This is a genomic window from Burkholderia lata, assembly GCF_902499025.1.
GTDB lineage: Bacteria > Pseudomonadota > Gammaproteobacteria > Burkholderiales > Burkholderiaceae > Burkholderia > Burkholderia lata_C.
This window is the reverse complement of the sequence record NZ_CABVPW010000043.1, coordinates 21258-42836: the sequence shown is the minus strand read 5'-3', so window position 1 is coordinate 42836 and position 21579 is coordinate 21258. Positions and strand designations below refer to the sequence as shown.

Annotated in this window: 17 protein-coding genes; 13 read left to right on the top strand and 4 right to left on the bottom strand. The window is 63.7% G+C overall.

The genetic code is table 11. The features are described 5' to 3' along the window. The first annotated feature begins 39 nt into the window (after positions 1 to 39). Positions 40 to 2064, top strand: coding sequence for an SMI1/KNR4 family protein (locus BDI24065_RS33090; RefSeq protein WP_175034752.1), 2025 nt, complete (start codon positions 40 to 42; stop codon positions 2062 to 2064). Positions 2065 to 2188: 124 nt separating this feature from the next. On the opposite strand, the gene BDI24065_RS33085 is transcribed toward BDI24065_RS33090, so the two are convergent. Continuing rightward, positions 2189 to 2647, bottom strand: coding sequence for a GNAT family N-acetyltransferase (locus tag BDI24065_RS33085; RefSeq protein ID WP_175034751.1), 459 nt, complete (start codon positions 2645 to 2647; stop codon positions 2189 to 2191). 269 nt (positions 2648 to 2916) lie between these two features. Between BDI24065_RS33085 and BDI24065_RS33080 the strand changes: the two genes are divergently transcribed. From BDI24065_RS33080 to BDI24065_RS33045, 8 genes are all read left to right on the top strand, one after another. Beyond that, positions 2917 to 3783 (top strand): AraC family transcriptional regulator, encoded by an 867-nt coding sequence (locus tag BDI24065_RS33080; RefSeq protein WP_175034750.1) that lies wholly within the window; start codon positions 2917 to 2919, stop codon positions 3781 to 3783. Positions 3784 to 3870: 87 nt separating this feature from the next. Further along, complete coding sequence (locus BDI24065_RS33075) at positions 3871 to 4785, top strand: alpha/beta hydrolase (RefSeq protein WP_175034749.1); 915 nt, start codon at positions 3871 to 3873, stop codon at positions 4783 to 4785. A gap of 423 nt (positions 4786 to 5208) precedes the next feature. Continuing rightward, complete coding sequence (locus tag BDI24065_RS33070; RefSeq protein ID WP_175034748.1) at positions 5209 to 5595, top strand: hypothetical protein; 387 nt, start codon at positions 5209 to 5211, stop codon at positions 5593 to 5595. A gap of 282 nt (positions 5596 to 5877) precedes the next feature. Further along, the gene (locus BDI24065_RS33065; protein ID WP_175034747.1) at positions 5878 to 6252 is read left to right on the top strand and encodes a VOC family protein; all 375 of its coding nucleotides are present in this window, start codon (positions 5878 to 5880) and stop codon (positions 6250 to 6252) included. A gap of 75 nt (positions 6253 to 6327) precedes the next feature. Further along, positions 6328 to 6534, top strand: a complete 207-nt coding sequence (locus tag BDI24065_RS33060; RefSeq protein WP_175034746.1) for a hypothetical protein — start codon at positions 6328 to 6330, stop codon at positions 6532 to 6534. A gap of 189 nt (positions 6535 to 6723) precedes the next feature. Beyond that, positions 6724 to 7218: a GNAT family N-acetyltransferase gene (locus tag BDI24065_RS33055; RefSeq protein WP_175034745.1), complete on the top strand. Its 495-nt coding sequence runs from the start codon at positions 6724 to 6726 to the stop codon at positions 7216 to 7218. 123 nt (positions 7219 to 7341) lie between these two features. Then, entirely contained in the window at positions 7342 to 9234 is a 1893-nt protein-coding gene (locus BDI24065_RS33050; protein ID WP_175034744.1) for an SAM-dependent methyltransferase, read from the top strand. A 106-nt stretch (positions 9235 to 9340) separates the two neighbouring features. Next, positions 9341 to 10021 (top strand): hypothetical protein, encoded by a 681-nt coding sequence (locus tag BDI24065_RS33045; RefSeq protein ID WP_175034743.1) that lies wholly within the window; start codon positions 9341 to 9343, stop codon positions 10019 to 10021. A gap of 87 nt (positions 10022 to 10108) precedes the next feature. Here BDI24065_RS33045 and BDI24065_RS33040 read toward each other — a convergent pair whose 3' ends face one another. Then, positions 10109 to 11080: a LysR substrate-binding domain-containing protein gene (locus BDI24065_RS33040; RefSeq protein ID WP_175034742.1), complete on the bottom strand. Its 972-nt coding sequence runs from the start codon at positions 11078 to 11080 to the stop codon at positions 10109 to 10111. A gap of 135 nt (positions 11081 to 11215) precedes the next feature. On the opposite strand from BDI24065_RS33040, the gene BDI24065_RS33035 reads away from it, so the two are divergent. After that, entirely contained in the window at positions 11216 to 13516 is a 2301-nt protein-coding gene (locus BDI24065_RS33035) for an NADP-dependent malic enzyme (protein ID WP_175034741.1), read from the top strand. Positions 13517 to 13935: 419 nt separating this feature from the next. After that, positions 13936 to 14904, top strand: coding sequence for a hypothetical protein (locus tag BDI24065_RS33030; protein WP_175034740.1), 969 nt, complete (start codon positions 13936 to 13938; stop codon positions 14902 to 14904). Positions 14905 to 14942: 38 nt separating this feature from the next. Here the strand turns inward: BDI24065_RS33030 and BDI24065_RS33025 are convergent, their stop codons facing one another. Further along, the gene (locus BDI24065_RS33025) at positions 14943 to 16637 is read right to left on the bottom strand and encodes an NfrA family protein (RefSeq protein ID WP_175034739.1); all 1695 of its coding nucleotides are present in this window, start codon (positions 16635 to 16637) and stop codon (positions 14943 to 14945) included. Continuing rightward, entirely contained in the window at positions 16634 to 18592 is a 1959-nt protein-coding gene (locus tag BDI24065_RS33020; RefSeq protein ID WP_254609905.1) for a glycosyl transferase family protein, read from the bottom strand. Before BDI24065_RS33020 ends, BDI24065_RS33025 begins: the two co-directional genes overlap by 4 nt. Positions 18593 to 19568: 976 nt before the next feature. Between BDI24065_RS33020 and BDI24065_RS33015 the strand changes: the two genes are divergently transcribed. Together BDI24065_RS33015 and BDI24065_RS33010 are read left to right on the top strand one after the other, a co-directional pair. After that, positions 19569 to 19886 (top strand): hypothetical protein, encoded by a 318-nt coding sequence (locus BDI24065_RS33015; RefSeq protein WP_175034738.1) that lies wholly within the window; start codon positions 19569 to 19571, stop codon positions 19884 to 19886. Between the two features lie 12 nt (positions 19887 to 19898). Then, on the top strand, positions 19899 to 21542 hold the full coding sequence (locus tag BDI24065_RS33010; protein WP_175034737.1) for a DUF2334 domain-containing protein: 1644 nt from the start codon (positions 19899 to 19901) through the stop codon (positions 21540 to 21542). The last annotated feature ends 37 nt before the right edge of the window (positions 21543 to 21579 follow it).

Sequence of the window (21579 nt, the reverse complement as noted above, 5' to 3'; positions counted from 1 at the left end):
CAGGCAGCTTCGAACCGCGGCAAGAAAACACCAAGCACCATGAGCGATCACGAGAAATTCCCCTTCTGGTTCAACCAGCCCTACGCACTCTGTCGACGGGTCGTGCCGGGCGCGATGCAATCCGAGACGATCGCGGTCGAGGATGCGCTGACGCGCGTGACGGCGGCGGACGTTTTCGCCCTCGAGAATGTTCCACCCGTTCCGCTTGCAGCGGTCGAAGGCTATGCGTTGCGCGCATCCGATACCGCGCATGCGGCGCGTGGCGCACCGGTCGAGCTCGAATTCCAGTTCAGCCGACGCGCGCTGGCCTCGCCGGCCGCCAGTCCGGCGGCTCGCGCAATCGGCGCGCAGTGTGCAGTCGATGTTCCACCGTATTTCCCGCTGCCGGAAAATGCCGACACCGTCGTCCCGACAAGCGACCTCGAGGTTTCGTACCGTGGCGCTCGATCTTTTCTGCTGCTGCACGCGCCGCTCTCCGCCGGCCAACATGTGATCGCATCGGGCAGCGAATGTCGGCAAGGCAGCCTGCTCCTGCCCAAGGGCAGCCGGATAACGGCCGAACGGCAGATCGCGCTGACGGCCGCAGGCGTACGCGACATCGAGGTGACGAAACGGCCGCGCATCGGCGTGGTGATCGTCGGGTATGAGCCGTGCGCGCCCCGCACTGCTCGCGAGGGCTGGCAGCGGCCCGACACGAGCGGCCCCTACATCCGTGCGGTACTGCAGCGCTGGGGATACGAGGTGGGTTCGGTCGAGTACATCGAGCCGCCAGACATGACACGGCCGCCGCTCGAGGTGCAACAGAACGAATATGCATTCAAGAAGAAGCTGGCCGAGCTTGCGCAGCGTTACGACCTGATCGTCGGTGCTGGGCTGCCTGCCGTGCCGCCATTTCGGAATCTGGGGCTGAATATGCAGTTGGTGTACTCCTACGACGAAACGACTGTCGACATCCAGCAAACGCCGGTCGATTGCTTCAACTTCGGACGCAGCGACAATCGCTCGCCGCCGAAGAAAACCACGCTGCCGTTCACGCGCCCGGACGGTACGCAAAGCGGGATGACGGTCCTCACCAGCTACGATCAGGCCACGCTGATCAACCTGCCGGGCCACACGAGCGCAGTGGCGATGCTGATGCACGCGATCATGCCGCGCGTGCTCGATTTGCTCGAGCATGCTGCAACGCCGGGGCCTCATTGGGAGTCCGGCATCGTCGACCACGGCGTCGAGCGCGATGCTCGACTGAACGCGATGCGATGGGGCAATCTGCATCGCGGCGTCGACGAAAACCTGGTCGTCCGCCTGTTGCCGTCCGAAGGCGACGGGCTGATCGGCGGCGTCGTTCGTGCCGATGTGCTCGTCGCGATCCCCGCTGCGGAATGTCCCATGGCAGCAGGTTCGTCCGTGCTGTTCCTGCGTCTCGACCGCGACCTCTCCAGTGAGCCGCCGCGCCCCGTGGCGGCGACATCCGTCGAGGCAACGTCACAACCTTTGCCGGTGGTCGACGCCCGCACGACGACCCGCGATATCGACGCCGCACGCGGCAGCGATCTTCGCGAAACATGGCAACGGCTCGAAGCAGCCTTCGCCGCCGATGCGTCACGTCTGCCGGGTGGCCTCAACGGGCCGGCGTCCGACGACGAGATCGCCGCCTTGCAGACCGCGCTGGGAACGCGACTGCCTGACGCGTTCGTCGACAGCCTGCGCATTCACGATGGCCAGGCCGATGCGGGGGATGAGTTTTCCGGAAGCGATGCGCTGCTGAGCGCGCACGAGATCCTCGCGCAATGGCGAATCTGGAAAGGTCTCGTCGACGGAGGCGCTTTCGACGGTGTGGAATCGGAACCGGATCCAGGCATCGGGGACGACTGGTACAACCTGAAGTGGATTCCGTTCACGCACGACGGTAGCGGCAATCATCTGTGTATTGACCTCGATCCCGCGGAAGACGGTTCCTCCGGGCAAGTGATTCGGGTCTGGCATGATGACGCGCGGCGCGAGCGGATCGCGGGGAGTTTTTCGGAGTGGCTTGCCCGCGTCGCCGACGCGGGGCAATCACGCTGAGCACGCGCCGGGCATGACGGTGGCGGGGTGTTGGCCGCTACGTTGATGAGCATGCTCCAGGGGCCATGCCGGTGGACCCTTGGACACGCGCTTGTCTGCGCACGACATACAGGCGTTTCGTGCGCTACCTTGTCAAGCAGTACAAGACGTCAGGACACCCTTCCTCGTTCCTGCTTCCGTCGCTGTATGCAATCGCAACGAACCCGTGCCGCTCGTAAAACGCAGCGGCATCGCGATTCATCTGGAACGTGTAGAGCTGGAGCTTGCCGACCGTCTGCGACTTCACCGATTCCAGGAGGGAAGAACCGATCCCTCGCCGCTTGAATTCGGGGCACACATACAGCTGGTCAAGCCATGCCACGCCATCCGTGACGACGTGCGCAGCCATGCCGACCATGCGGTGATCGTTTACGGCAACGGTGACGTTGCCCGACGGAACAAGGATGTTGGCCACCCAATCGCGGACGGCGGATTCGGCGTGCGCGAGCGGCGCATAGGATGCCAGCGTATTGCGCGACCGTAGATAGACTTCGGCTACCTCCGCGGCATCAGCCGCCATCGCGCGACGCAAGATCAACCGCATGTATCTCCCGCTCCGAAATCTTCAAAAGGTGCATCACGATAGCAGCGCCGAATCGAACTTCCAAGATCACGCAGCATGCTGCTTAAACCGGCGAGACCGGAAGTTCAACGCGACGTATCGAGTGTGCGGTACAGCGAATCGGCAGCGACATCTCGTTACCGCTTCGCGGCTTCATTCCGGGATTCCCGGATTCCGACATTCCCGTATCATCTGTCCGACTCACCGGGATCGCACGACCTGGCGATTCCGCACAAACGAAAGGACGAGCGATGAAGGTCGAAGGGCGCGGCCACGGTAAAGCGAACGAGCAAAACGCGGCGGCAGCCCCGAAGCGCGCCGGCATCGCACCCGTCACGAAGAGCACCGACCCGCGCGACTACCAGCATGCACCCGGCATCGCCGCCGTCATGCCGAAAGCCTTCCCCGACGGCTTCGTCGTCGCAGAGCACCGGCACCCGCGCGCGCAACTCGTCTACACCACGACGGGCATCGCCGAAGTCATCGCCTGCCAGTCGCTCTGGATGATCCCGCCGCATCGCGCACTCTGGATTCCGCCCGACCTGCCGCATGCGATGCGTGCCCGCGGGCAGCTCGAAATGCGCACCGCCTACGTCGACCCGCAAGCGTACCGATCGGCAACCCCGGATCAGCCGAGCCTGGTCAACGTGTCGCCGCTGCTGCGTGAGTTGATCGTGCGCGCGTCTTCGTTCCCGGTCGAGACCAATCCCGACGGACGCGACGATCTCGTGATCCAGCTCATGCTCGCCGAAATCGAGTGGTCGCCCGAGCAACCGTTGCGGCTGCCGTCCGGCCAGGACCGGCGCCTTGCCCGCGTCTGCGACGCGATTCTGGTGAATCCGGCCGATCAGCGAACGCTGACGGAATGGGCCGATGAAGTCGGTGCATCGAGCCGGACACTGGCCCGGCTGTTCACCGCCGAAACCGGGTTGTCGTTCAGCCATTGGCGCCAGCAGGCCCGGATTTCGGCCGCGCGCCCGCTGCTGGCGTCGGGCCGCTCCGTGATCGCCGTCGCAGCCGAACTCGGCTACGAAACCACGAGCGCCTTCTCGACCGTGTTTCGCCGGTTTGCCGGCATGACGCCCAGCGCTTACGCGAAACTGTCCGATTCCGCGTAGCAAACGTCTTTCCAGCAAACGCGGGGCTTGGCGTGCACGCTTATCGTGTCGGTCATCGATAACACGGACCGAACGAGGTAAGCCGACATGACGCGACATGACATCGAATTCCAGTCCGAAGCCGCCACGCTGCGAGGCTGGTACTACGAGCCGGCGCAGCGCATCGCCGATACCGCAACGTATCCGGCCATCGTGATGGCGCACGGCTTCTCCGGTGTGAAGGAACAATATCTCGACCGCTACGCCGAGGTGTTTGCCGCCAGCGGCTTTGGCGTGCTGCTCTACGATCACCGGAATTTCGGCGCGAGCGACGGGTACCCGCGCCAGGAGATCGACCCGGTGCAACAGAAGCGCGGCTATCGCGATGCGATCAGCTATCTGCTCACCCGCCAGGACGTCGACGCCGCCCGCATCGGCATCTGGGGCACCAGTTACAGCGGCGGCCACGTGCTCGAAGTCGCGGCAATCGACCGGCGCGTCAAATGCGTGGTGTCGCAGGTGCCGACGATCAGCGGGTATCGGTCGGCGTTGCGCCGCACGCGTTCCGATCTGGTGCCGGCGACGCTGGCTCGCTTCGATGAGGATCGCAGGCAGCGTTTCGCGGGCGGTGCGCCGGCGATGTTGCCGGCCGTCAGTGTCGATCCCGCGACCGCGCGTGCGATGGCCGGTGCGGACGCGTACCGGTTCTTCACCGAGTCGGCGGCCCGGTTTGCACCGAACTGGAAAAACGAAGTGACGCTGCGCAGCGCCGAGATGTCGCGCGAGAACGAGCCGGGCCAGTATGTCGACCGCATCTCGCCCACCCCGTTGCTGATGATCGTGGCCGACCAGGATCTGCTGACGCCCACCGACCTGTGCCTCAACGCGTGGGGAAGCGCGCTGGAGCCGAAGAGGCTGCTCGTCATCAAGGGCGGACATTTCACGCCGTATATCGAGCACTTCGACGCAACCAGCCAGGCGGCGGTGGAATGGTTCACGCTGCATCTGTCCGGCGCGGGTTGATCCGGCCCGTTGCTGCGTTCGCGGTGTCCACGGCTTGTATGAAGGTCGCCGCTGCCGGTTTTGACGTCGACTGCGTTTGCAAGGCAAGTGGAAGCTTGATGCGCGACGGCGCCACGCCACCCGCCTGAAGCGACGCCGTGTAACGACTCGAGGCGCCGAGTCGTTACACGGGCTCACGGACGATGCATCGCCACTGGCCGCACACGACGCCGACCGAGGCTTCGTTATATGGAGTAATAGCTGTAATCCGGCCTGAAATTTTCTTTCCGGCGACTCGGGCTAGACTGGTCCCGCCTTGATACCCCCCCAAGGTGTTGTTGTGTTCTCGGCTTGGCCCGCGCTCAGGTGCGGGCCAATTTTTCGGGCGGGCGCCATCGGCGGCCGAACGATCGCCGGCCGGATGCACATTGGAGGAAACGTAGCGTGACAGTACGCCCGACAGTCCGCGATACCGGTTCGCTCGTGCGGATCGCCGCGTTGAGCGCGGCAGCGGCAGCCGCGTTGGTGTCCGCGATGCCGCGGGCGTTCGCGCAAGCCAGCGAGCCCGTGACCAGCAGCGTATTCGTGCACCGCGCGTACGACACGGGCAATGGCGCGATCAACGACAACTTCCAGTACATCGCGCATCCGCCGATACGGCCGGTTGCCGCGAGCGCGCCGCCGGTCGCGCGTGGCGCGCACCGCGGCCGACGCGGACAAACGGGCACCACGAATTCAGCAGGCGCAACGGGCAGCGGGTCGAACAGCGCGGCCATTCCGTTGCCGACCATGCCGGCGGACGGGTCATCCGGCACGCCGGTTTCGCAGTAGTCGTTTCTTTTCGAATCCTTCCAGGCAAGCCTGTCGATCGACGATCGGTCGCAGCGCCGTGTGCGATCGCCAGGATCATCATGAAGTCAGGTAGCACGGTGTGACCGCTCGATGAGGGGTGAGCGGGATGTCTCCTTGTATCTCGCTCGTTGGCCCGACTGTGTCGGGCTTTTTTTGTTCGGTCGCGAGCGGGTGTGCCGGCGACGGCGACGTGTGGCAACATCGCGGTGATTTGCACATTCGATCCGGGTGCCGGCAGACCCATCCATCCGAGGGGGAGTCATGTTTGACCATGTCAAATTCGGCGTGAGCGACTATGCAGCCAGCAAGGCATTTTTCCTGAGCGCACTTGAACCGCTTGGCGTCGTGGTGCAGGGGGAGGGCGAGCCTTCGTACGGCATCGAGATCTCTCCGCCGGGCAAGCCTTCGTTGTGCCTGTTCCAGACGACGGAAAAACCGGCGCATCTGCACATCGCGTTCGTGGCCGACAACCGGCAGCAAGTCGACGCGTTCCATCGCGCGGCGCTGGAGGCGGGCGGGAAGGACCATGGCGCGCCGGGGCTGCGGCCGCACTATCACGCGAACTACTACGCGGCGTTTGTCATCGGGCCGGATGGGCACAACATCGAGGTGGTTTGTCATCAGGCGCAGGGGTGAGCCTCCGGCGACTGATCGATGCCATTCAAACCATGAGCGAACGCATGCGCCACGCACGCAACCGGGCATTCCGGGATGAGTGAAATCACCATTGATTGGCCTTTTTATCTCGTCGTGCTTGGAGCGGGCATTGAATACTGGCCTGTGACGCTTTGTGTCGGCGTGGTTGGAGTGTATTTCGGGGCGACTCGCCTGCGCGGTGCCTGGCGAGTTGCCTGCCTCCTCATTGCGCTCTTGTTCATCGTTGATGCCGGCACCGGCATTTACTTGTCCGTTGGTTAGCGTTCAGGAAGATCACGCTGGCGCATGGTGTGCAAAGCGTTGTCGGCGTGGGCGCACTGGTTCCAGCCGTTGGCTTCATCAGCGCGTCGCGCCTTCGGCTGACGGAGCGAGTGCTTGCTGTCGGGAGTGCGCGTTTGCGGGATGGCGGCTTTCGAGCCGCGACGTGAAGACTCAATGGGGAAACGGGCGATGACCTTGAAAAGCATCCGCAGGGCGACGGCAGACGACGTACCGGCGCTGACGCAGATCCGGAATGACGCACACGCGAAGAAGCTGACGCACGGCGACCACGTGTGGGGCAAGGAAGGCGACGGATTTTCCGAGGCGTGGGTACGCAACAACGTCTCGCGCAAGGACGTGTATGTCGTCGAACTGGACGGCACGTTGGCCGGAACGTTTTCGCTCGGCTTCGACGAGGACACGCACTGGGGGCCGCAGGAACCGATCGCCGGATACGTGCACGGCCTTTGTGTGCGGCGCGGTTTCAATGGGCAAGGGCTCGGCAGCTTCATGCTCGACTGGTGCGCTCACCAGGTGAACAGCCTGAACCGGCGTTTCGTTCGACTCGATTGCGCGGTTGAAAACGTGACGCTCTGCGCTTACTACGAGTCGCTTGGCTTCGTTCGCGTCGGGTTGAAATCGGACGGGATCGTCTGGGCACTGTACGAGAAGCCGGCCGCCTAGCTTTCAACTGAACCCGGTGAATTCTCCCGGACGTTGCATCCGACGCCCACACGACCCCTTTCGATTTCCCTTGCACCTGACGCTACGTCAGCTTTTATGGTCGACACCGACGACTGGGAAAACATGCGACTGAAAATCGGCGATCTGGCGAAGAAGGCAGGGCTGAGCGTCCGGGCCTTGCATCACTACGATGCAATCGGGCTGCTGTCGCCGTCGCAGCGCACCGACGGCGGCGCGCGCCTGTATGGGCGGGACGACCTTATCCGGCTGCATCGGATCGAGGCGCTGAAACGGTTCGGGTATTCGCTGCCCGACATCAAGGCCAGCCTCGACGGCCAACTGGCCGGCTCACCGCTTCAGCTTCTGCAGCGCCAGATCGCGGAACTCGACGCGCAGGCATCGCGCGCGCAGCGCCTCGGTCGTCACCTGCGATACATCGTGGACCAGATCGCCGCCGGCGACGAGACCACGGCGACCGACTGGCTGAACGCTCTGGAGCGGATGAACATGATCCAAAAACACCTTGATGACGACGAACTCGATGCGTTGCTGGCATCCGGGCCGGACACGATCGCACCGACCGATCCATCCTGGACCGGACTGATCGACGAAGTCCGCGTTGCGTGGCAGCAGGCGCTGCCGCCTGACAGCGAGGCCGCCCAGGCACTCGCCTGGCGCTGGATCCGGCTCGTGGTCCGGATGACCCGCAACGACCCGACGCTCGCGACCAAGCTGATGCAGATGCAGCTCGACGAGCCGCGCGCGCCGCAAATCGTCGGCATCACGGCCGGGATGCTGGCGTGGATCGACGAAGCGTTCGCGCACGCGCGCTGCGCGCTGCTGGCGAAGCACCTCGATCCGGCCCAGGCCGACGAGGTGCGGCGGCGCCAGTTCGCCGCGCTGAAGGATCGCGCGTGGCCGGCGCTGGTGGTCGAACTGAGAGCGCACATGGACGCGGGCATCGACGCCGGCGCCGCACCGGTGCAGGCCATCGTCAAGCGCTGGCAGCAGCTGTTTCTCGACAGCTTCTGCGGCGACGACGCCGCGCTGGAAGCACGCGTGCGCGATGCGATGATGCGCGAACCGGATCTGCAACTGGGCATCGGCCTCGACGACGCGTTGCTGGCCTATCTGAACCGCGCGCATATCGTCGGCCACGACACGACGCCGGTGAATGCCGGACCCAAGCCGAGCGCGTTGATGGTGGCCACGCAGCGCGCCGCGCACCAGTTGCTCGACCGGCCGCTGGTGCTCGACGATCCGGTCGCGCTGACCGTGCTCGGCGCGACCGAGGCGCAGGCCTTGCGCGACAACCTCGACAAGTTTCGCCAGCCGATGACCGTGGGCATGCGCAGCACGGTGGTCGTGCGCAGCCGGCTTGCCGACGACGTCTGGGCCGATGCGGTCGAGCGCGGCATCCGCCAGTATGTGGTGCTCGGCGCGGGGCTCGATACCAGCGCATACCGGCGACCCGATGCGCCGGGGCGCGTGTTCGAGGTCGACCTGCCGGCGACGCGGGCGTGGAAGCAGGCCCGCTTGCGCGAGGCGGGCATCGCGGTGCCGCCGTCGCTGCAGTTCGTGCCGGTCGATTTCGAGCGCGTCGGGCTCGCGGAAGGGCTGGCGCGCGCCGGCTTCGATAGCGATGCGCCGGCGCTGTTCAGCTGGCTTGGCGTGACGATGTATCTCGACGAGGCCGCGGTCATCGAGACGCTGCGCTTCATCGCCGGCTGTGCCACCGGCAGCGCGGTCCTGCTCGAATACGTGGTCCCGCTGCCGAGCCTGCCGCCGATCATGCGCATCGCGATGGAGCAGATGATGGCGCGCTTCGCCGAGCGCGGCGAACCGTGGAAGAGCTTCTTCGAACCCGCCGAGTTGACCGGGCGGCTGGCCGCGCTGGGCTTCAGCCACAGCAGCACGTGGACGCCGGACGAGTTGAACCAGCGTTATCTCGCGAATCGTTCCGACGGGCTGCATATCGGCGCGTCGCCGGGGCGTCTGGTGCTGGCCACCGTCTGATGTGGGTTAGCCGGCACGCGTCGCCGGCCGCAACCGTTCATTCGACAGAAGCGGCCGGATCATCGACAATTCGCGGCTAACAAAACATGAGAGAAGGGGCCGGTGCATGCGCAGGTATTTCAAGCCGCTCTGCGTGATCTTGAGCATTTCCGTCGTTGGCATCGCAGGGGCTCAAGCCGCATCCAGCGAACTCGCATTCCCGCGTTTTAGCCAGGCGGAGGGCCGGCTGGACAACGAGGGGTTCCCGCTGTCCGGTGTGAAACTCTGTGTGCTCCCCGATCGCGCGCCGTGCTTCGAAATGCCGCCCGCGCCGCTTCCCGATGGCTCGACGGAAAACCAGTACCAGTTCGGTCTGAAGCCGCGATCCGAACGGTTGCCGATTGCGTCGGGTGGCTCGTGGGTGTTCTTCTCGGGGATGTTCTTCGGTGGTGGCAGCGGGATGCTGGAGCGCGTGGCGATATTGCGTTATGGCGCGAACGGCAAGATCGAGAACCTGATGCCGAAAGTCACCCAGACGGAGCTGGCCGACCGCGCGATGTGGAAGGTGCCGGACGTGTCGCCCTATCCGGTGTTCGTTCGGGCCGATTACGTGTGGGGCGACGGCGAGAGTCATTTCGAGGCGCACCTGTTCGTCGTCGATGCGTGGGTGTTCGATCCCGCCACCAGCCAGTACAGGAAGCGGTTTTCCTACCGGACGACCAAGCGATATGACCGCGGCGAGGGCTCGGATCATGTGCTGACCGCCGAGCGTGCGGAAATTCTGCGTCGCCTCACCGCCAGCCAGTAGCCTGCTACGGGGCGGCACGGTATCCGTCGAAGCGCATGACGGCTTTCGGCGGACCCGGCGCGCCGCTCAAGGCCGGCGCGTGAACCCTTATCGCTGCGCTTCCCCGTAAGTCTCCCGGCACACCTCGCGCAGTGCGTCCACGAGCAGATCCCGCGCGGGCGAGCGCGAATCGGCGGCGCGGGTAAACAGCGCGATGGGCGGGAGCGTCCAGACCAGCGAGTACGGCACGATCGCCACGCCGGCGATCCGCACAAGTTCTTCGGCGATATCGGCGGGTACGATCGATACGGCCTCGTCGCTCGACGCGATCATCTCGCCGATCAGCTTCGACGAGTAACTTTCGACGATCGGAACGGGCGGGGGGATGCCGGCCGACAGGAACAGGTCGGTCACCTGTTCGCGCATCGGCGTATGCGGCGCGCCGAGAATCCAGTCGAGTGCGTGCAGCTTCTGCCAGTCGAGCGCGGTGCGGGCCAGCTTCGCGGCAAGGCGCCGGCTCGCGATCATGCGCGGCTGCTGCTGGTACAGCACCTCGAACGAGACCTGGCCCAGGTCGATCGCCGACGACGCGCGCCCGATCACGATGTCGACGCTGTGATCCCTGAGCTGCAGCAGCAGCTGATCGCTGGTGCCTTCGTGAATCGTCACGGTCAGGCGCCGCTCCATGCGCGCCTGCAGCCGCTTGAGTGCGGCCGACAGCATCTGGCCGGAAATGAACGGAATCACGCCGATGTGCAGGTGGGCCGCGTGTCCGGCGGCGACGGCCTCCATCTCGCGGGCGAGGTGGTCGAGATCCTTGATCATCGCCTTCGCCCGCTCGAGCACGACCGCGCCGAGCGCGGTGGGCCGCATGCCGCGCGACGAGCGTTCGAACAGCGGCGTGCCGAACATGCTCTCCAGCTCGGACAGCGCATTCGTCACGGCCGGCTGGCTGCTGGCCATGTGCTCTGCGACGCGCGTCAGCGACCCGTGCTGCTGGATCTGCAGCAACAGCACCAGGTGCCGCATCTTCAGGCGGGCGCCCAGCCGCCTGACCACGTCGTTCGCGTCAAAAATCATTGACTGGTCACGTATTCATCATGAAAAAGTGATGGGCCGATATTAAAACAGAATCATCACCTTATGGCGGATCCCTAGAATCCCCTTCATGGATCGCGCCGGGACTGGCCTGGCGCCCGTGCCCGGATCGAAAACATGAAACAGACTGAGACACAGCAGCAGGCAGCGTTCGACTATCACGAATTTCCGACCCCGGGAAAGATCTCGGTCGTCGCCAGCAAGCCGCTCGTGACCCAGCGCGATCTCGCGCTGGCCTACACGCCGGGCGTGGCGGGCGTGTGCGAAGCCATCGCCGCCGATCCGCTGCAGGCGCACCGTTTCACGAGCCGCGGCAACCTGGTGGGCGTGATCACGAACGGCACCGCGGTGCTGGGTCTGGGCAACATCGGCCCGCTCGCGTCCAAGCCGGTCATGGAAGGCAAGGCCGTGCTGTTCAAGAAGTTCGCGGGGATCGACGTCTTCGACATCGAGATCAACGAAACCGATCCGGACAAGCTGGTCGACATCATCGCCGGTCTCGAGCCGACCTTCGGCGGCATCAACCTCGAGGACATCAAGGCACCCGAGTGCTTCACGGTCGAGCAGAAGCTGCGCGATCGCATGAAGATCCCCGTTTTCCACGACGATCAGCACGGCACCGCCATCACCGTTTCCGCCGCGTTCATCAACGGGTTGAAGGTCGTCGGGAAGTCGATTTCGGAAGTGAAGGTCGTGACGTCGGGCGCCGGGGCCGCAGCGCTGGCCTGCCTGGACCTGCTGGTCGACCTCGGGCTGCCGGTCGAAAACGTGTGGGTGACCGACATCGAGGGCGTCGTCTACCGCGGCCGCACCACGCTGATGGACCCGGCGAAGTCGCGCTTTGCGCAGGAAACCGACGCGCGCAAGCTGGCCGAAGTGATCGGCGGCGCGGACGTGTTCCTGGGCCTGTCGGTCGGCGGGATCCTGACCGCCGAGATGCTGAAGGCGATGGCGCCGCGCCCGCTGATTCTCGCGCTGGCCAACCCCACGCCGGAAATTTTCCCGGAACTCGCGCATGCGACGCGCGACGACGTCGTGATCGCGACGGGCCGCTCGGACTACCCGAACCAGGTCAACAACGTCCTGTGCTTCCCGTACATCTTCCGTGGCGCGCTGGACGTGGGTGCGACGACGATCACCCGTGAAATGGAAATCGCCGCGGTTCACGCGATCGCGGGGCTGGCCGAGGAAGAGCAGAACGAAGTCGTCGCGGCCGCCTATGGCGCGTATGACGTGGCGTTCGGTGCGCAATACCTGATTCCGAAGCCGTTCGACCCGCGCCTGATCGTCCGTATCGCGCCGGCCGTGGCCAAGGCGGCGATGGAAGGCGGCGTGGCGAAGCGCCCGCTGACCGATCTCGACGCGTACGTCGAGCAACTGCAGCAATTCGTCTACCACTCGGGCGCGTTCATGAAACCGCTGTTCGCGACGGCGCGCCAGCTGGTGCGCGACGGCGGCAAGGCGCGGATCGTCTTTACCGAGGGCGAGGACGAGCGCGTGCTCCGCGCGGTGCAGGTGATCGTCGACGAGAAGCTGGCGCGGCCGATCCTGGTCGGGCGCCCGGAGGTGCTGCTGGCGCGCATCGAGCGATTCGGCCTGCGGATCCGGCTCGGCCAGGATGTCGAGGTGACGAACCCCGAGTATGACGAGCGGTTCCCGCAATACTGGACGACGTATTGGGAGCTGCGGTGCCGCGATGGCATCTCGAAGGAGATGGCGCGGGTCGAGATGCGGCGCCGCCTGACGCTGATCGGCGCGATGATGGTGCGGCTCGGCGATGCGGACGGGATGGTCTGCGGGACGGTGGGCGAGTATCACAACCACCTGCGGTTCGTCGACGAAGTGATCGGCAAGAAGCCGGGTGCGTCGACCTATGCGGCGATGAATATCCTGTTGCTCGACCAGCGCACGGTCGCGCTGGTGGATACGCACGTCAACGACAATCCCGACGCGGAGCAGATCGCGGAATTCACGATTGCCGCGGCGCGTCAGATGGAATGGCTGAACCTGACGCCGAAAGCGGCGTTGCTGTCGCGCTCGAACTTCGGGTCGGGCAGTGCGGCGTCGGGCGTGAAGATGCGCCGGGCGCTGGAGATCGTCCGGGCGCAGGCGCCGGATATCGAGGCGGACGGCGAGATGCACGGCGACTGCGCGCTCGACGAGGGCTTGCGGTCGAGGCTGCTGCCGATGTCGCCGCTCAAGGGCGCGGCGAACCTGCTGGTTTGCCCGAACGTCGATGCGGGGAATATCGCGTACAACCTGCTGAAGACCGAGGCCGGGAGCAATGTGGCGGTGGGGCCGTTCCTGCTGGGCGTCAATGCGCCGGTGAACATTCTCACGTCGAGTGCGACGGTGCGGCGGATCGTGAACATGGCGGCGTTGACGGTGATCGAGGCGAATCGGAACGCGTCTGCTTGAGCAGGTAATGGAAGCGGGGCCGTGGCGGCTCCGCGAGGCGCCGCGTAGCGGAAACCCGGCTGTGGCGGGTTCCGCTATCCGGTCGCCGGATGCGCGGGTGGCGTTGGGGGTTCGTGTCGCGGTGCTGCGCATATTCGTCGAGGTTGGCTGCGGCCAGCGTCGGACGTCGGCAATCGTTTGCACGCAGACCCGGACGTCGGCTTTACCCTGACGCGCACCCGCCGCATCCCGGCGCCGATGCTGCGGTGCATTTAATAAGTATCACGTAACAACTCCCCGACCGCGACACCCCGCCGCACCCACATTCGATACCGATCCTAACGATCTTTTTGGGGCTCGCCACTTTCAATATCATCCGATAATTAGCTTTTATTTTCGTCTAAAATCGCGCTTCTTCTTACTTTAGGACGGAAAGCGTTTTGAAAAAACTGACGAAAAACCTTTCGCGCACGGCCATTGCCGCATGCGTTGCTTATGCTGGGCTCCTGCCTTTATCCCAGTCCGCCCACGCCCAGGTCGAACCTCTGAAGAATCCCGTCTATGGCGTGACCCTCGACGACCTGACCAAGCTGGACGCGATCATCGCGTCGCTGCAGAACCTGCCGTACAAGCCCACCGTGCGTGTGGTGTTCGATCCGGGTACGTCGGCCGCCGACTACTACGCACCGCTGCTGCGCCTGCACGCCGTCGCGTACGTGATGGGCGAAGTCTACGATTCTTACTATTTCCCGACAGATCTCGCCACGTATCAGGCGCGCACGCAGGAACTGGTGTCGCAGCTGAAGAACACCGTCGACGTCTGGGAGATCGCGAACGAAATCAACGGCGAATGGCTGCGTAACAACCCGGACGGCACGAACGCCGTGGTCAACTCGCAAGAGCAGCAGATCGGTCAGATGGTTGCCGCGGCCAACCAGATCGTCAAATCGAACGGCGGCAAGACGGCCATCACGCTGTACTACAACGACGACAGCAAGGGCAACAACTGCTGGGAGAAGCCGCAGGATTACTGGAAGACGTGGCCGACCACCTTCCTGTCCTCGACGGTGCGTCAGCAGGCCGACTACGCGCTGTTCAGCTACTACCCGTACCAGGATTGCCCGGGGCTGAATCCGACGTGGAAGAACGATTTCGCGGCGCTGGAAAGCATCTTCCCGAACGCGAAGGTCGGCTTCGGCGAAATCGGCACCTCGGACACGTCCGCGCCGGCGTCGGTGCAGCAGAACCTGATCAAGACGTACTACCCGATGGTCAACAGCATGACCGATCCGCGTTTCATCGGCGGATTCTTCTGGTGGAACTACGTCGAGCAAATGCTCCCGTATTCGACGAGCTCGTACTTCCAGCTGTTGCGTCAAACGATCATCACGCTCAAGTCGCCCAACTAAGCAGTCGCGTCATTCAAAAGCAAGCGTCAGCGTCGCAGTCAGAACCACAATGTCGCGCGTACCACGAGACCACGTGCGCGTGCCGCTGACGTCAAACCGAACCGGTATTGCACCGTGACATCCAGATAGCTCGCCGGCGCGCTATAGCGGCCTTCGCGAAACCAGTACCGCAACTGGATACCGGGCCCGGCGCCGATCGCCGTCTTGTCCGGCTGTCGATTGTCGTGATCGCCGGCCACCGCGGCGTGCGGGTAGACGGTCAGCCGGTCGCTGATCATCGGCAACCGCCAGGTGTGCCCGTAACGCAACTCCGAATAAATGATGTATCGACCCGCGCTGATGAAATAAGCGCCTTCGACGTAGGCCTGCCAGCTGCGCCAGCTCGGTTCGGTCACCCTCAGGTCGGTCCCGCCTTCCGACGAATACCCCAGGCGCATCAGCCAGTCCGTCATCGACAGGCTGCCGACGTGGAACAGCCGCTCGGCGGTCAGCACGACGTTCTGGTCGGGCAGCGGCTTGTAGCGCGCGCCCACTGAACCCTGCACGGTCGGCATGCCGGTCACGTTGCCCGTTCCGTCGTAGGCCGTGCCGTATCCGCGCACGAAGAACTGGAAGATGCGGCCGTTCTGATAGCCGATCTTCGGCGGCTGCCAATACACTTCAATACCCGGCTGCAACACGCTGATGGTGCCTTGCGGGCCGAACGCGGCCGACTGGTACGGCGCGCTCAGCACGAACCCCCAGGAGCGCTGAAGCTGCTCGACTTCGCGCCGATAGCCGAACTTGTGCTGCGCATCGAAGGTGTGTTCGTTTTCATCGGCGTCGAGGCTGTGCTCGAACAGGTCGATGGACTCCTGGTTCAGCCCGATCCGCTTGGCGGCGTAGCCCGCGTCCGCGTAGTTCATCGCGTTGCCGGCCCCGCCGGAAAATCCCTCCTGGAATGCGTCGAGCGCCTCGCGATCCTTGTGGTCGCGCAGGAGGTCATAGGCCTCCTGCAGCTTCTGTTGCGCGGTATTGTCCACGGGATCCTGGGCGGCCTGATCTTCCTGCCGCGCCTGCGCCGCGATCGACGCGGCCATGTTGCGCTCGCCGTCGGTCGTCGCGTCGCCGGCCGCCAGGTCGGCCACGCGGATGGCGGTGTCGCGGTCGCCTGCCTGCAGGCTCATCTGCGCGATGCGCACCTGCACGACGGCCGATTTTTCATCGGCCAGCGGCGCCAGCGCAATGCCGGCTTCATGCGGGCGCTTCGCCGCGAGTGCGCTGTCCGCCCACGCGAGACGCAGGTTGCGTTGCTGTTCCTTGCTCCATTTCCCAGTCGCGACGGCGGAGGCGAAATCGCTGCAGGCAACGTCGTAGCGCATCTGCCGCTGCGCCAGGTAGCCGTGCTGCGCGCGTACCGCCGCACTCTTCGGGAAACGAACGATCAGCGATTCGGTCATCGAGTCGGCTTCGTCGACTTTTCCTTCCCGCCTGTAGACATCGACGAGCAGCAGCCCGAGCTGTTCGCTTCCGGGCTGGATCTTGATGGCGCGCGCCGCATACACTTCCGCGAGCGGCAGGTCGCCGGTGTTGATCGCCTTGTAGGCACTGTCGGCGAGCTTGTAGGCCTTGGGCGTCAGTTGCTGGGCGGCGGATGCCGGCGCCTGCCAGGCCAGCGACACGGCGATCGCCAGTGCGCTCAACCGTGCGCAGCGCTTGAGGCTGGCCGCGATCGGGAGTTTCGAATGCTTCATGCCTGTTCTCCCGACGGTTTTTGCACGGGAGCACCTGGGTGCGCGGCCGGATCGCCGTCGCGCATGCGCGTGAGTTCGACGAAGCGCGAGTGCCGGGCGAGCTCGGCGGAAATCTCCATATCGCAGGCAATGAAGTAGGCCACTTTCGCCCGGGCGCCGCGACGCACGACATCCTGTTCGTCCGGCGTGAGCGGTCGCCCGACCGCGACGTTCAACGTGCCGTCGTCCGCCGTGGAAAACGGGACGGCCCGATACGCGTACTGCAGCTCGAATGCGAGCGAATCCGCGAAGTGGCCCACCGCGACGTTGCCCAGGCTCACCCGGGGCAGTTCGGCCTGCTCGGCGATCGCATCCGCGAGCGATTCGGTCGAGAGCGCGCTACCTTCGATCAGCAGTTCGCCCAGCCGCTTGCCGCAGACCAGTTGTTTCTCGAGGCTGGCCTGCAATTGCTCCAGCGTGACCACGCCCCAGCCGACGAGGATCTCGCCGATCTTGAGGCGCGCCTTCCCGAGTTCCTGGTTCGACAGGTAGGTATGGCTGGTCTTGTCCCACGCGATGGGCTTGCCGCTCGCGAGATGGCCGAGATAGATGCGCCACGCACGGCAGACCGCGTAGAAGTTGATCAGGTTGTTGACGAACATCCGCGGTATCGACAGCAGCCCCTGGAGCGGCCCGTTCAGCTTGCTGACGAAGTGATAGCGCTGCCCGGCACGCGCAAACAGCATGGCGGTGTTCACCCACAGCAGCGGCGTGACCCAGGAGCTCGCCATGATGGCCGAGGCGCCGGCAGGGATCACGACGCCGGCGCTCTGGAGCGCCGCAAGCAGCAGGAAGTTGAGCAGCACGGCATAGGCAATCACCGAAAACAGCGATGTCACGATGCCTTTGCGATCGTGGAAGAACATGTAGCGGGTGAGCAGGTTGCCTTTCCAGCCGAGCTGCTCCCAGCCCTGAAAGGCGATGCCGAGAATCCAGCGCGCGCGCTGACGGTAGGCGGTGCGAAATGTCTTGGGAAAATACTCGCGCGTGGCCAGCAGGTTTCGATTGGCGACGCTGCCGTTCGCACGCTGGCCGCCGGCGCCTCGCGCGATATCCGAAAGCGGGAAGCGGGCAAAGGTTTCCTTCATGCCGAGGTCCCGCAGCCGAAAGCTGAAGTCGTAGTCCTCGGTCAGCGAACTGGTGTTGAACGGGCAACCGTTGCGTTCCTTCATCGCCGCTTCGATCGAGCGCCTGCTGTAGCACGACGCAACGCCCGCGCCCGGGACGATGCCGGTCAGCCGGGCGCGCACCGGCACATCCTTCTGGTGCGTTTCGCTGAAGTCGTCCAGGTAGCAGCCGGCGACGAACTCGTTCCATTTTCGCGGCAAGGACAGCACGGGAAGCTGGACCAGGTCGCTATCCGCCACCGCGTGGTTGAGGTACTTGAGTTCGACCGGATGAATGACGTCCTCGCAGTCGTGCATGACGACGCCCGCGAACTGAATGTGATGGACCGCTTCGTAGCGCAGGATCGCTTCGACGATCCAGTTCAGGCAGTCCGCCTTGCAGGTCGGCCCGTCGTTCATGACCGTCGCGCGCGTGACCCGGCCCGGGTACCGGCGCACCATCCGTTCGACCTCGGCCGTGGTTTCGGCATCGTTGTGATAGGTGCCGACGAATATCACGTAGCGCTCGTACTCGAGGGTCGCCAACGTGTTTTCGATCATCTTGGCGATGACGTCATATTCCTTCCAGGCCGGTACCATCAGCGCCAGATGGCGCTCTTCCAGCGCGCGCAGCATGCCGATATCGATCGTTTGCGATTTTTCGCGGCGCAGGATGCGCCCGATTTCAAAGGACCAATAGCAGGCATCCAGCGTGAGGTCATCCAGCGTGCTCACCAGGATGACGATTGCGGTCACAATGGTGACAAGGTTAAGCGTATATAAATACGCACTCCAAATCATGTGATCCATCATTTTTTCCGCGCTGTTATCTTTTATTTGATTATTTCCCCTCGTACCGACGCAAGACGATGCTTTCATTCGTCCTCGCCGCCCCCGTCACGTCCACTGCGTGGTGTGCGCCACGCGAGTTCCCGCCGCTCGAAAAAACGCTGCGCAGGACGCGCGCTTTCCCGATGTGGCCGCGTCGCATCGCGGACGATGCGACGTGTTCAGTGGATGACTTTTTGACAGCCTGCTTCCCGCCTGCCCACCTCCGTCCCTGCATGCTTCAACGCTTGCGGCTGCGCTCCGCCCGACGCACGCGCAGTGCTCCCCGCGCACTGGCTTCGCAACACATGGATCATCTAGCAAGTCGTGCGCCATCGCTGCGCGACCCTTGAGCCTGCGGGCATCGCGGGGCGCCGCACAGGATCGGCCCAGTGAATCCGAGCCAAATGTTTCAGCGCTGAAACACGCGGCAGATCGGCCGGATGACACATCGTTTTCAGACCCTTTGCCGGGCCTCGGATGCTGCCATCGGGAAGTCGTGACGCGGCTCCAGCGGCGCCCGGCCGGATGGATTGGCGTCGAACCGGAAATACGGCACCTCGGTCGTCATTGCGCATGCAGGTCACCCATGACGATCGACGCATCGCATCGCTGCAATGAACCGCGATTAACTGGTTTTCCCTGAATCGTAAGAGCAGGCTTCGCAGGTTTGTCCGATTAAATTCGTGACACCGCCGCGTTGCACGCCTGAAACGTTTTATCGACGCAATTTTGGGCTGCATCGATACGTCAATTTCGTCCCCTTGGCGCTATGCCCATTTGCGACGGATGGTACGGTTCTAGCTTGAAAGTCAAACCATCTCCTGCCGGATTTATTCGTCTGGTTTCAATCGCGCAGCAGAAATTCACGACATAACGCCCCGAATCCGGATCGCGTTCGGCCGTGCTCGTTTCGTGAACGAGATGAACTTATTTTGCATATCAAAGGATGAAAATCATGCCTTCGCATCGCAATCAATCTTTTCGGAACGGGTTGAGCACCGCCGGATCGCTCGTCGCATTAATCGCCGCGCTCGTCGTCGCCGTCGGCGTTCAGGATGCGAGTGCGCAGCAGAACGGAAATGCGCAGCAGAACGGCAATTCTTCTGGCCAGAAGAAGATCAAGCCGCCTCCGCTGCCGAACGGCTCGGCTCAGGTCAAAGTGAAAGCGGGCATGTCCGACGAGGACTGGGACAAGGCATACAAGGAAACGGGCCGCCCGAAGTTCAACCTGAATTCCGTCAAGAAATCCAATGGCAACGTGGAACGTGACTAGGGAGAAACGGCCATGAAAAAGATCTTGATCGTCATCGCCCTGCTTGCCGGACTCGCGCAAATGACATTGCCGGGCACCGCGCACGCGCAGGCCACTACTGCCCATACGCTCGTGCTGTACGACAATCCGGCCAACGACCCGTATTCGAAGCTGGGCCTGATATACAGCATCATGCTGAGGAACCTGCTCGGTCACTTCAATACGACCGTCGATCTGGTTCCGATCCAGAACTATACGTCCGGCATGATCGGGAGCCACGACGCGACGTTCTATATTGGCGACTACTACAACAACCCGATTCCGACGGCGTTCCTGAGCGACGTGATGACCGCCACGAAGACCGTGGTCTGGTTCAAGTACAACCTGTGGGAACTGGCATGGAACACGGCCTATACGTTCAACCAGACCTACGGATTCAACTTCCTCGGCCTCGCCGGAATGAACGCAACGCCTTCGTCCAGCAATCCGAATCCCGGCTTCTACGACACGGTCACGTACAAGAACCTGTCGATGGTCAAGTACTACTCCTATGACGCGTCAACCGGCACCATCAGCGCGGATCCGGATGTCGGGCTGACCCAGATCACGAATTCCGCCAAGGCGCAGGCGCTCGTCACCATCAAGAACAGCCAGAGCGGCGCAACCACGCCCTACGTGATGCGTTCGGGCAACCTCTGGTATTTCGCGGACATGCCGTTTTCCTACATCGGCCCGACGGATCGCTACCTGGTGATATGCGACATCCTGCATGACATCCTGCAGACCAATGCACCGGTGAATCATCGTGCGCTGGTCCGCCTGGAGGACCTCGACGCGTATACGACGACGAGTTCGATGCAGCAGCTGACGAACTACATGTACGCGAGGAGGATCCCGTTCACGATGGCCACCATTCCGCTGTATACGGACCCGAACGGCTATTACAACGGCGGTGTGCCGGAGACGATCCACTTGGCGCAGGCCACCGGCCTCAAGAGTGCGCTGAACTATGCAATCGCGCGCGGCGGCTCGGTCGTGATGCACGGCTACACGCACCAGTACGATTCGACGCCGAACCTGCAGAATGCAGTGAGCGGCAGCGACTACGAGTTCTGGTTCGCGGTGCAGAACCGCCCGGTCGATGAGGACTCCATCCCGTGGGCGGAAGGCAGAATGGCCGATGGCCTGCTCGAGTTCACGACCAACGGCTACAAGGTCGTCGGCTGGGCGGCGCCGCAGTACCAGATGTCGCCGGCCGCATCGTCGGCGACAGCGCTCACGTTCCCGACCACATTCCAGCGGGCCGTGTATTACACCGCGACCAATCCGCAACTCGGCACGGGTGCCGCCAACCAGGACTTTTCGGCCGGGCAGTTTTTCCCGTACATCATCAACTCCGATTATTACGGGCAGCGGATCATTCCGGAGAACCTCGGCAGCGTGCAGTACAACATCTGCAATATCGACCCGTTCTCGTGCATCACGTACACGTGGCAGCAAATCGTGACCAATGCGCAGTATGGCCTGGCGGTGCGGGACGGTTTCGCGTCCTTCTTCTTCCATCCGTACTGGCTTGAACCGGATCTCGGATTGCCGGCGTTCCAGGACTTCCAGAGCCTCATAACCGGCATTACGAACCTCGGCTACAAGTGGGTGGACGGTACGACGGCCAAGTGACGCAGGCGTAACGACAGCAACGTGCGACCCGCATCGA

Excerpts from the sequence above, each read along its gene's own strand:
- BDI24065_RS33080 (WP_175034750.1), top strand. The coding sequence starts at position 2,917 with ATGAAGGTCGAAGGGCGCGGCCACGGTAAAGCGAACGAGCAAAACGCG.
- BDI24065_RS33045 (WP_175034743.1), top strand. The coding sequence starts at position 9,341 with ATGCGCAGGTATTTCAAGCCGCTCTGCGTGATCTTGAGCATTTCCGTC.
- BDI24065_RS33065 (WP_175034747.1), top strand. The coding sequence starts at position 5,878 with ATGTTTGACCATGTCAAATTCGGCGTGAGCGACTATGCAGCCAGCAAG.
- BDI24065_RS33040 (WP_175034742.1), bottom strand. The coding sequence starts at position 11,080 with ATGATTTTTGACGCGAACGACGTGGTCAGGCGGCTGGGCGCCCGCCTG.
- BDI24065_RS33090 (WP_175034752.1), top strand. The coding sequence starts at position 40 with ATGAGCGATCACGAGAAATTCCCCTTCTGGTTCAACCAGCCCTACGCA.
- BDI24065_RS33025 (WP_175034739.1), bottom strand. The coding sequence starts at position 16,637 with ATGAAGCATTCGAAACTCCCGATCGCGGCCAGCCTCAAGCGCTGCGCA.
- BDI24065_RS33085 (WP_175034751.1), bottom strand. The coding sequence starts at position 2,647 with ATGCGGTTGATCTTGCGTCGCGCGATGGCGGCTGATGCCGCGGAGGTA.
- BDI24065_RS33035 (WP_175034741.1), top strand. The coding sequence starts at position 11,216 with ATGAAACAGACTGAGACACAGCAGCAGGCAGCGTTCGACTATCACGAA.
- BDI24065_RS33010 (WP_175034737.1), top strand. The coding sequence starts at position 19,899 with ATGAAAAAGATCTTGATCGTCATCGCCCTGCTTGCCGGACTCGCGCAA.
- BDI24065_RS33060 (WP_175034746.1), top strand. The coding sequence starts at position 6,328 with ATGAGTGAAATCACCATTGATTGGCCTTTTTATCTCGTCGTGCTTGGA.
- BDI24065_RS33075 (WP_175034749.1), top strand. The coding sequence starts at position 3,871 with ATGACGCGACATGACATCGAATTCCAGTCCGAAGCCGCCACGCTGCGA.
- BDI24065_RS33015 (WP_175034738.1), top strand. The coding sequence starts at position 19,569 with ATGCCTTCGCATCGCAATCAATCTTTTCGGAACGGGTTGAGCACCGCC.
- BDI24065_RS33050 (WP_175034744.1), top strand. The coding sequence starts at position 7,342 with ATGCGACTGAAAATCGGCGATCTGGCGAAGAAGGCAGGGCTGAGCGTC.
- BDI24065_RS33055 (WP_175034745.1), top strand. The coding sequence starts at position 6,724 with ATGACCTTGAAAAGCATCCGCAGGGCGACGGCAGACGACGTACCGGCG.
- BDI24065_RS33020 (WP_254609905.1), bottom strand. The coding sequence starts at position 18,592 with ATGGATCACATGATTTGGAGTGCGTATTTATATACGCTTAACCTTGTC.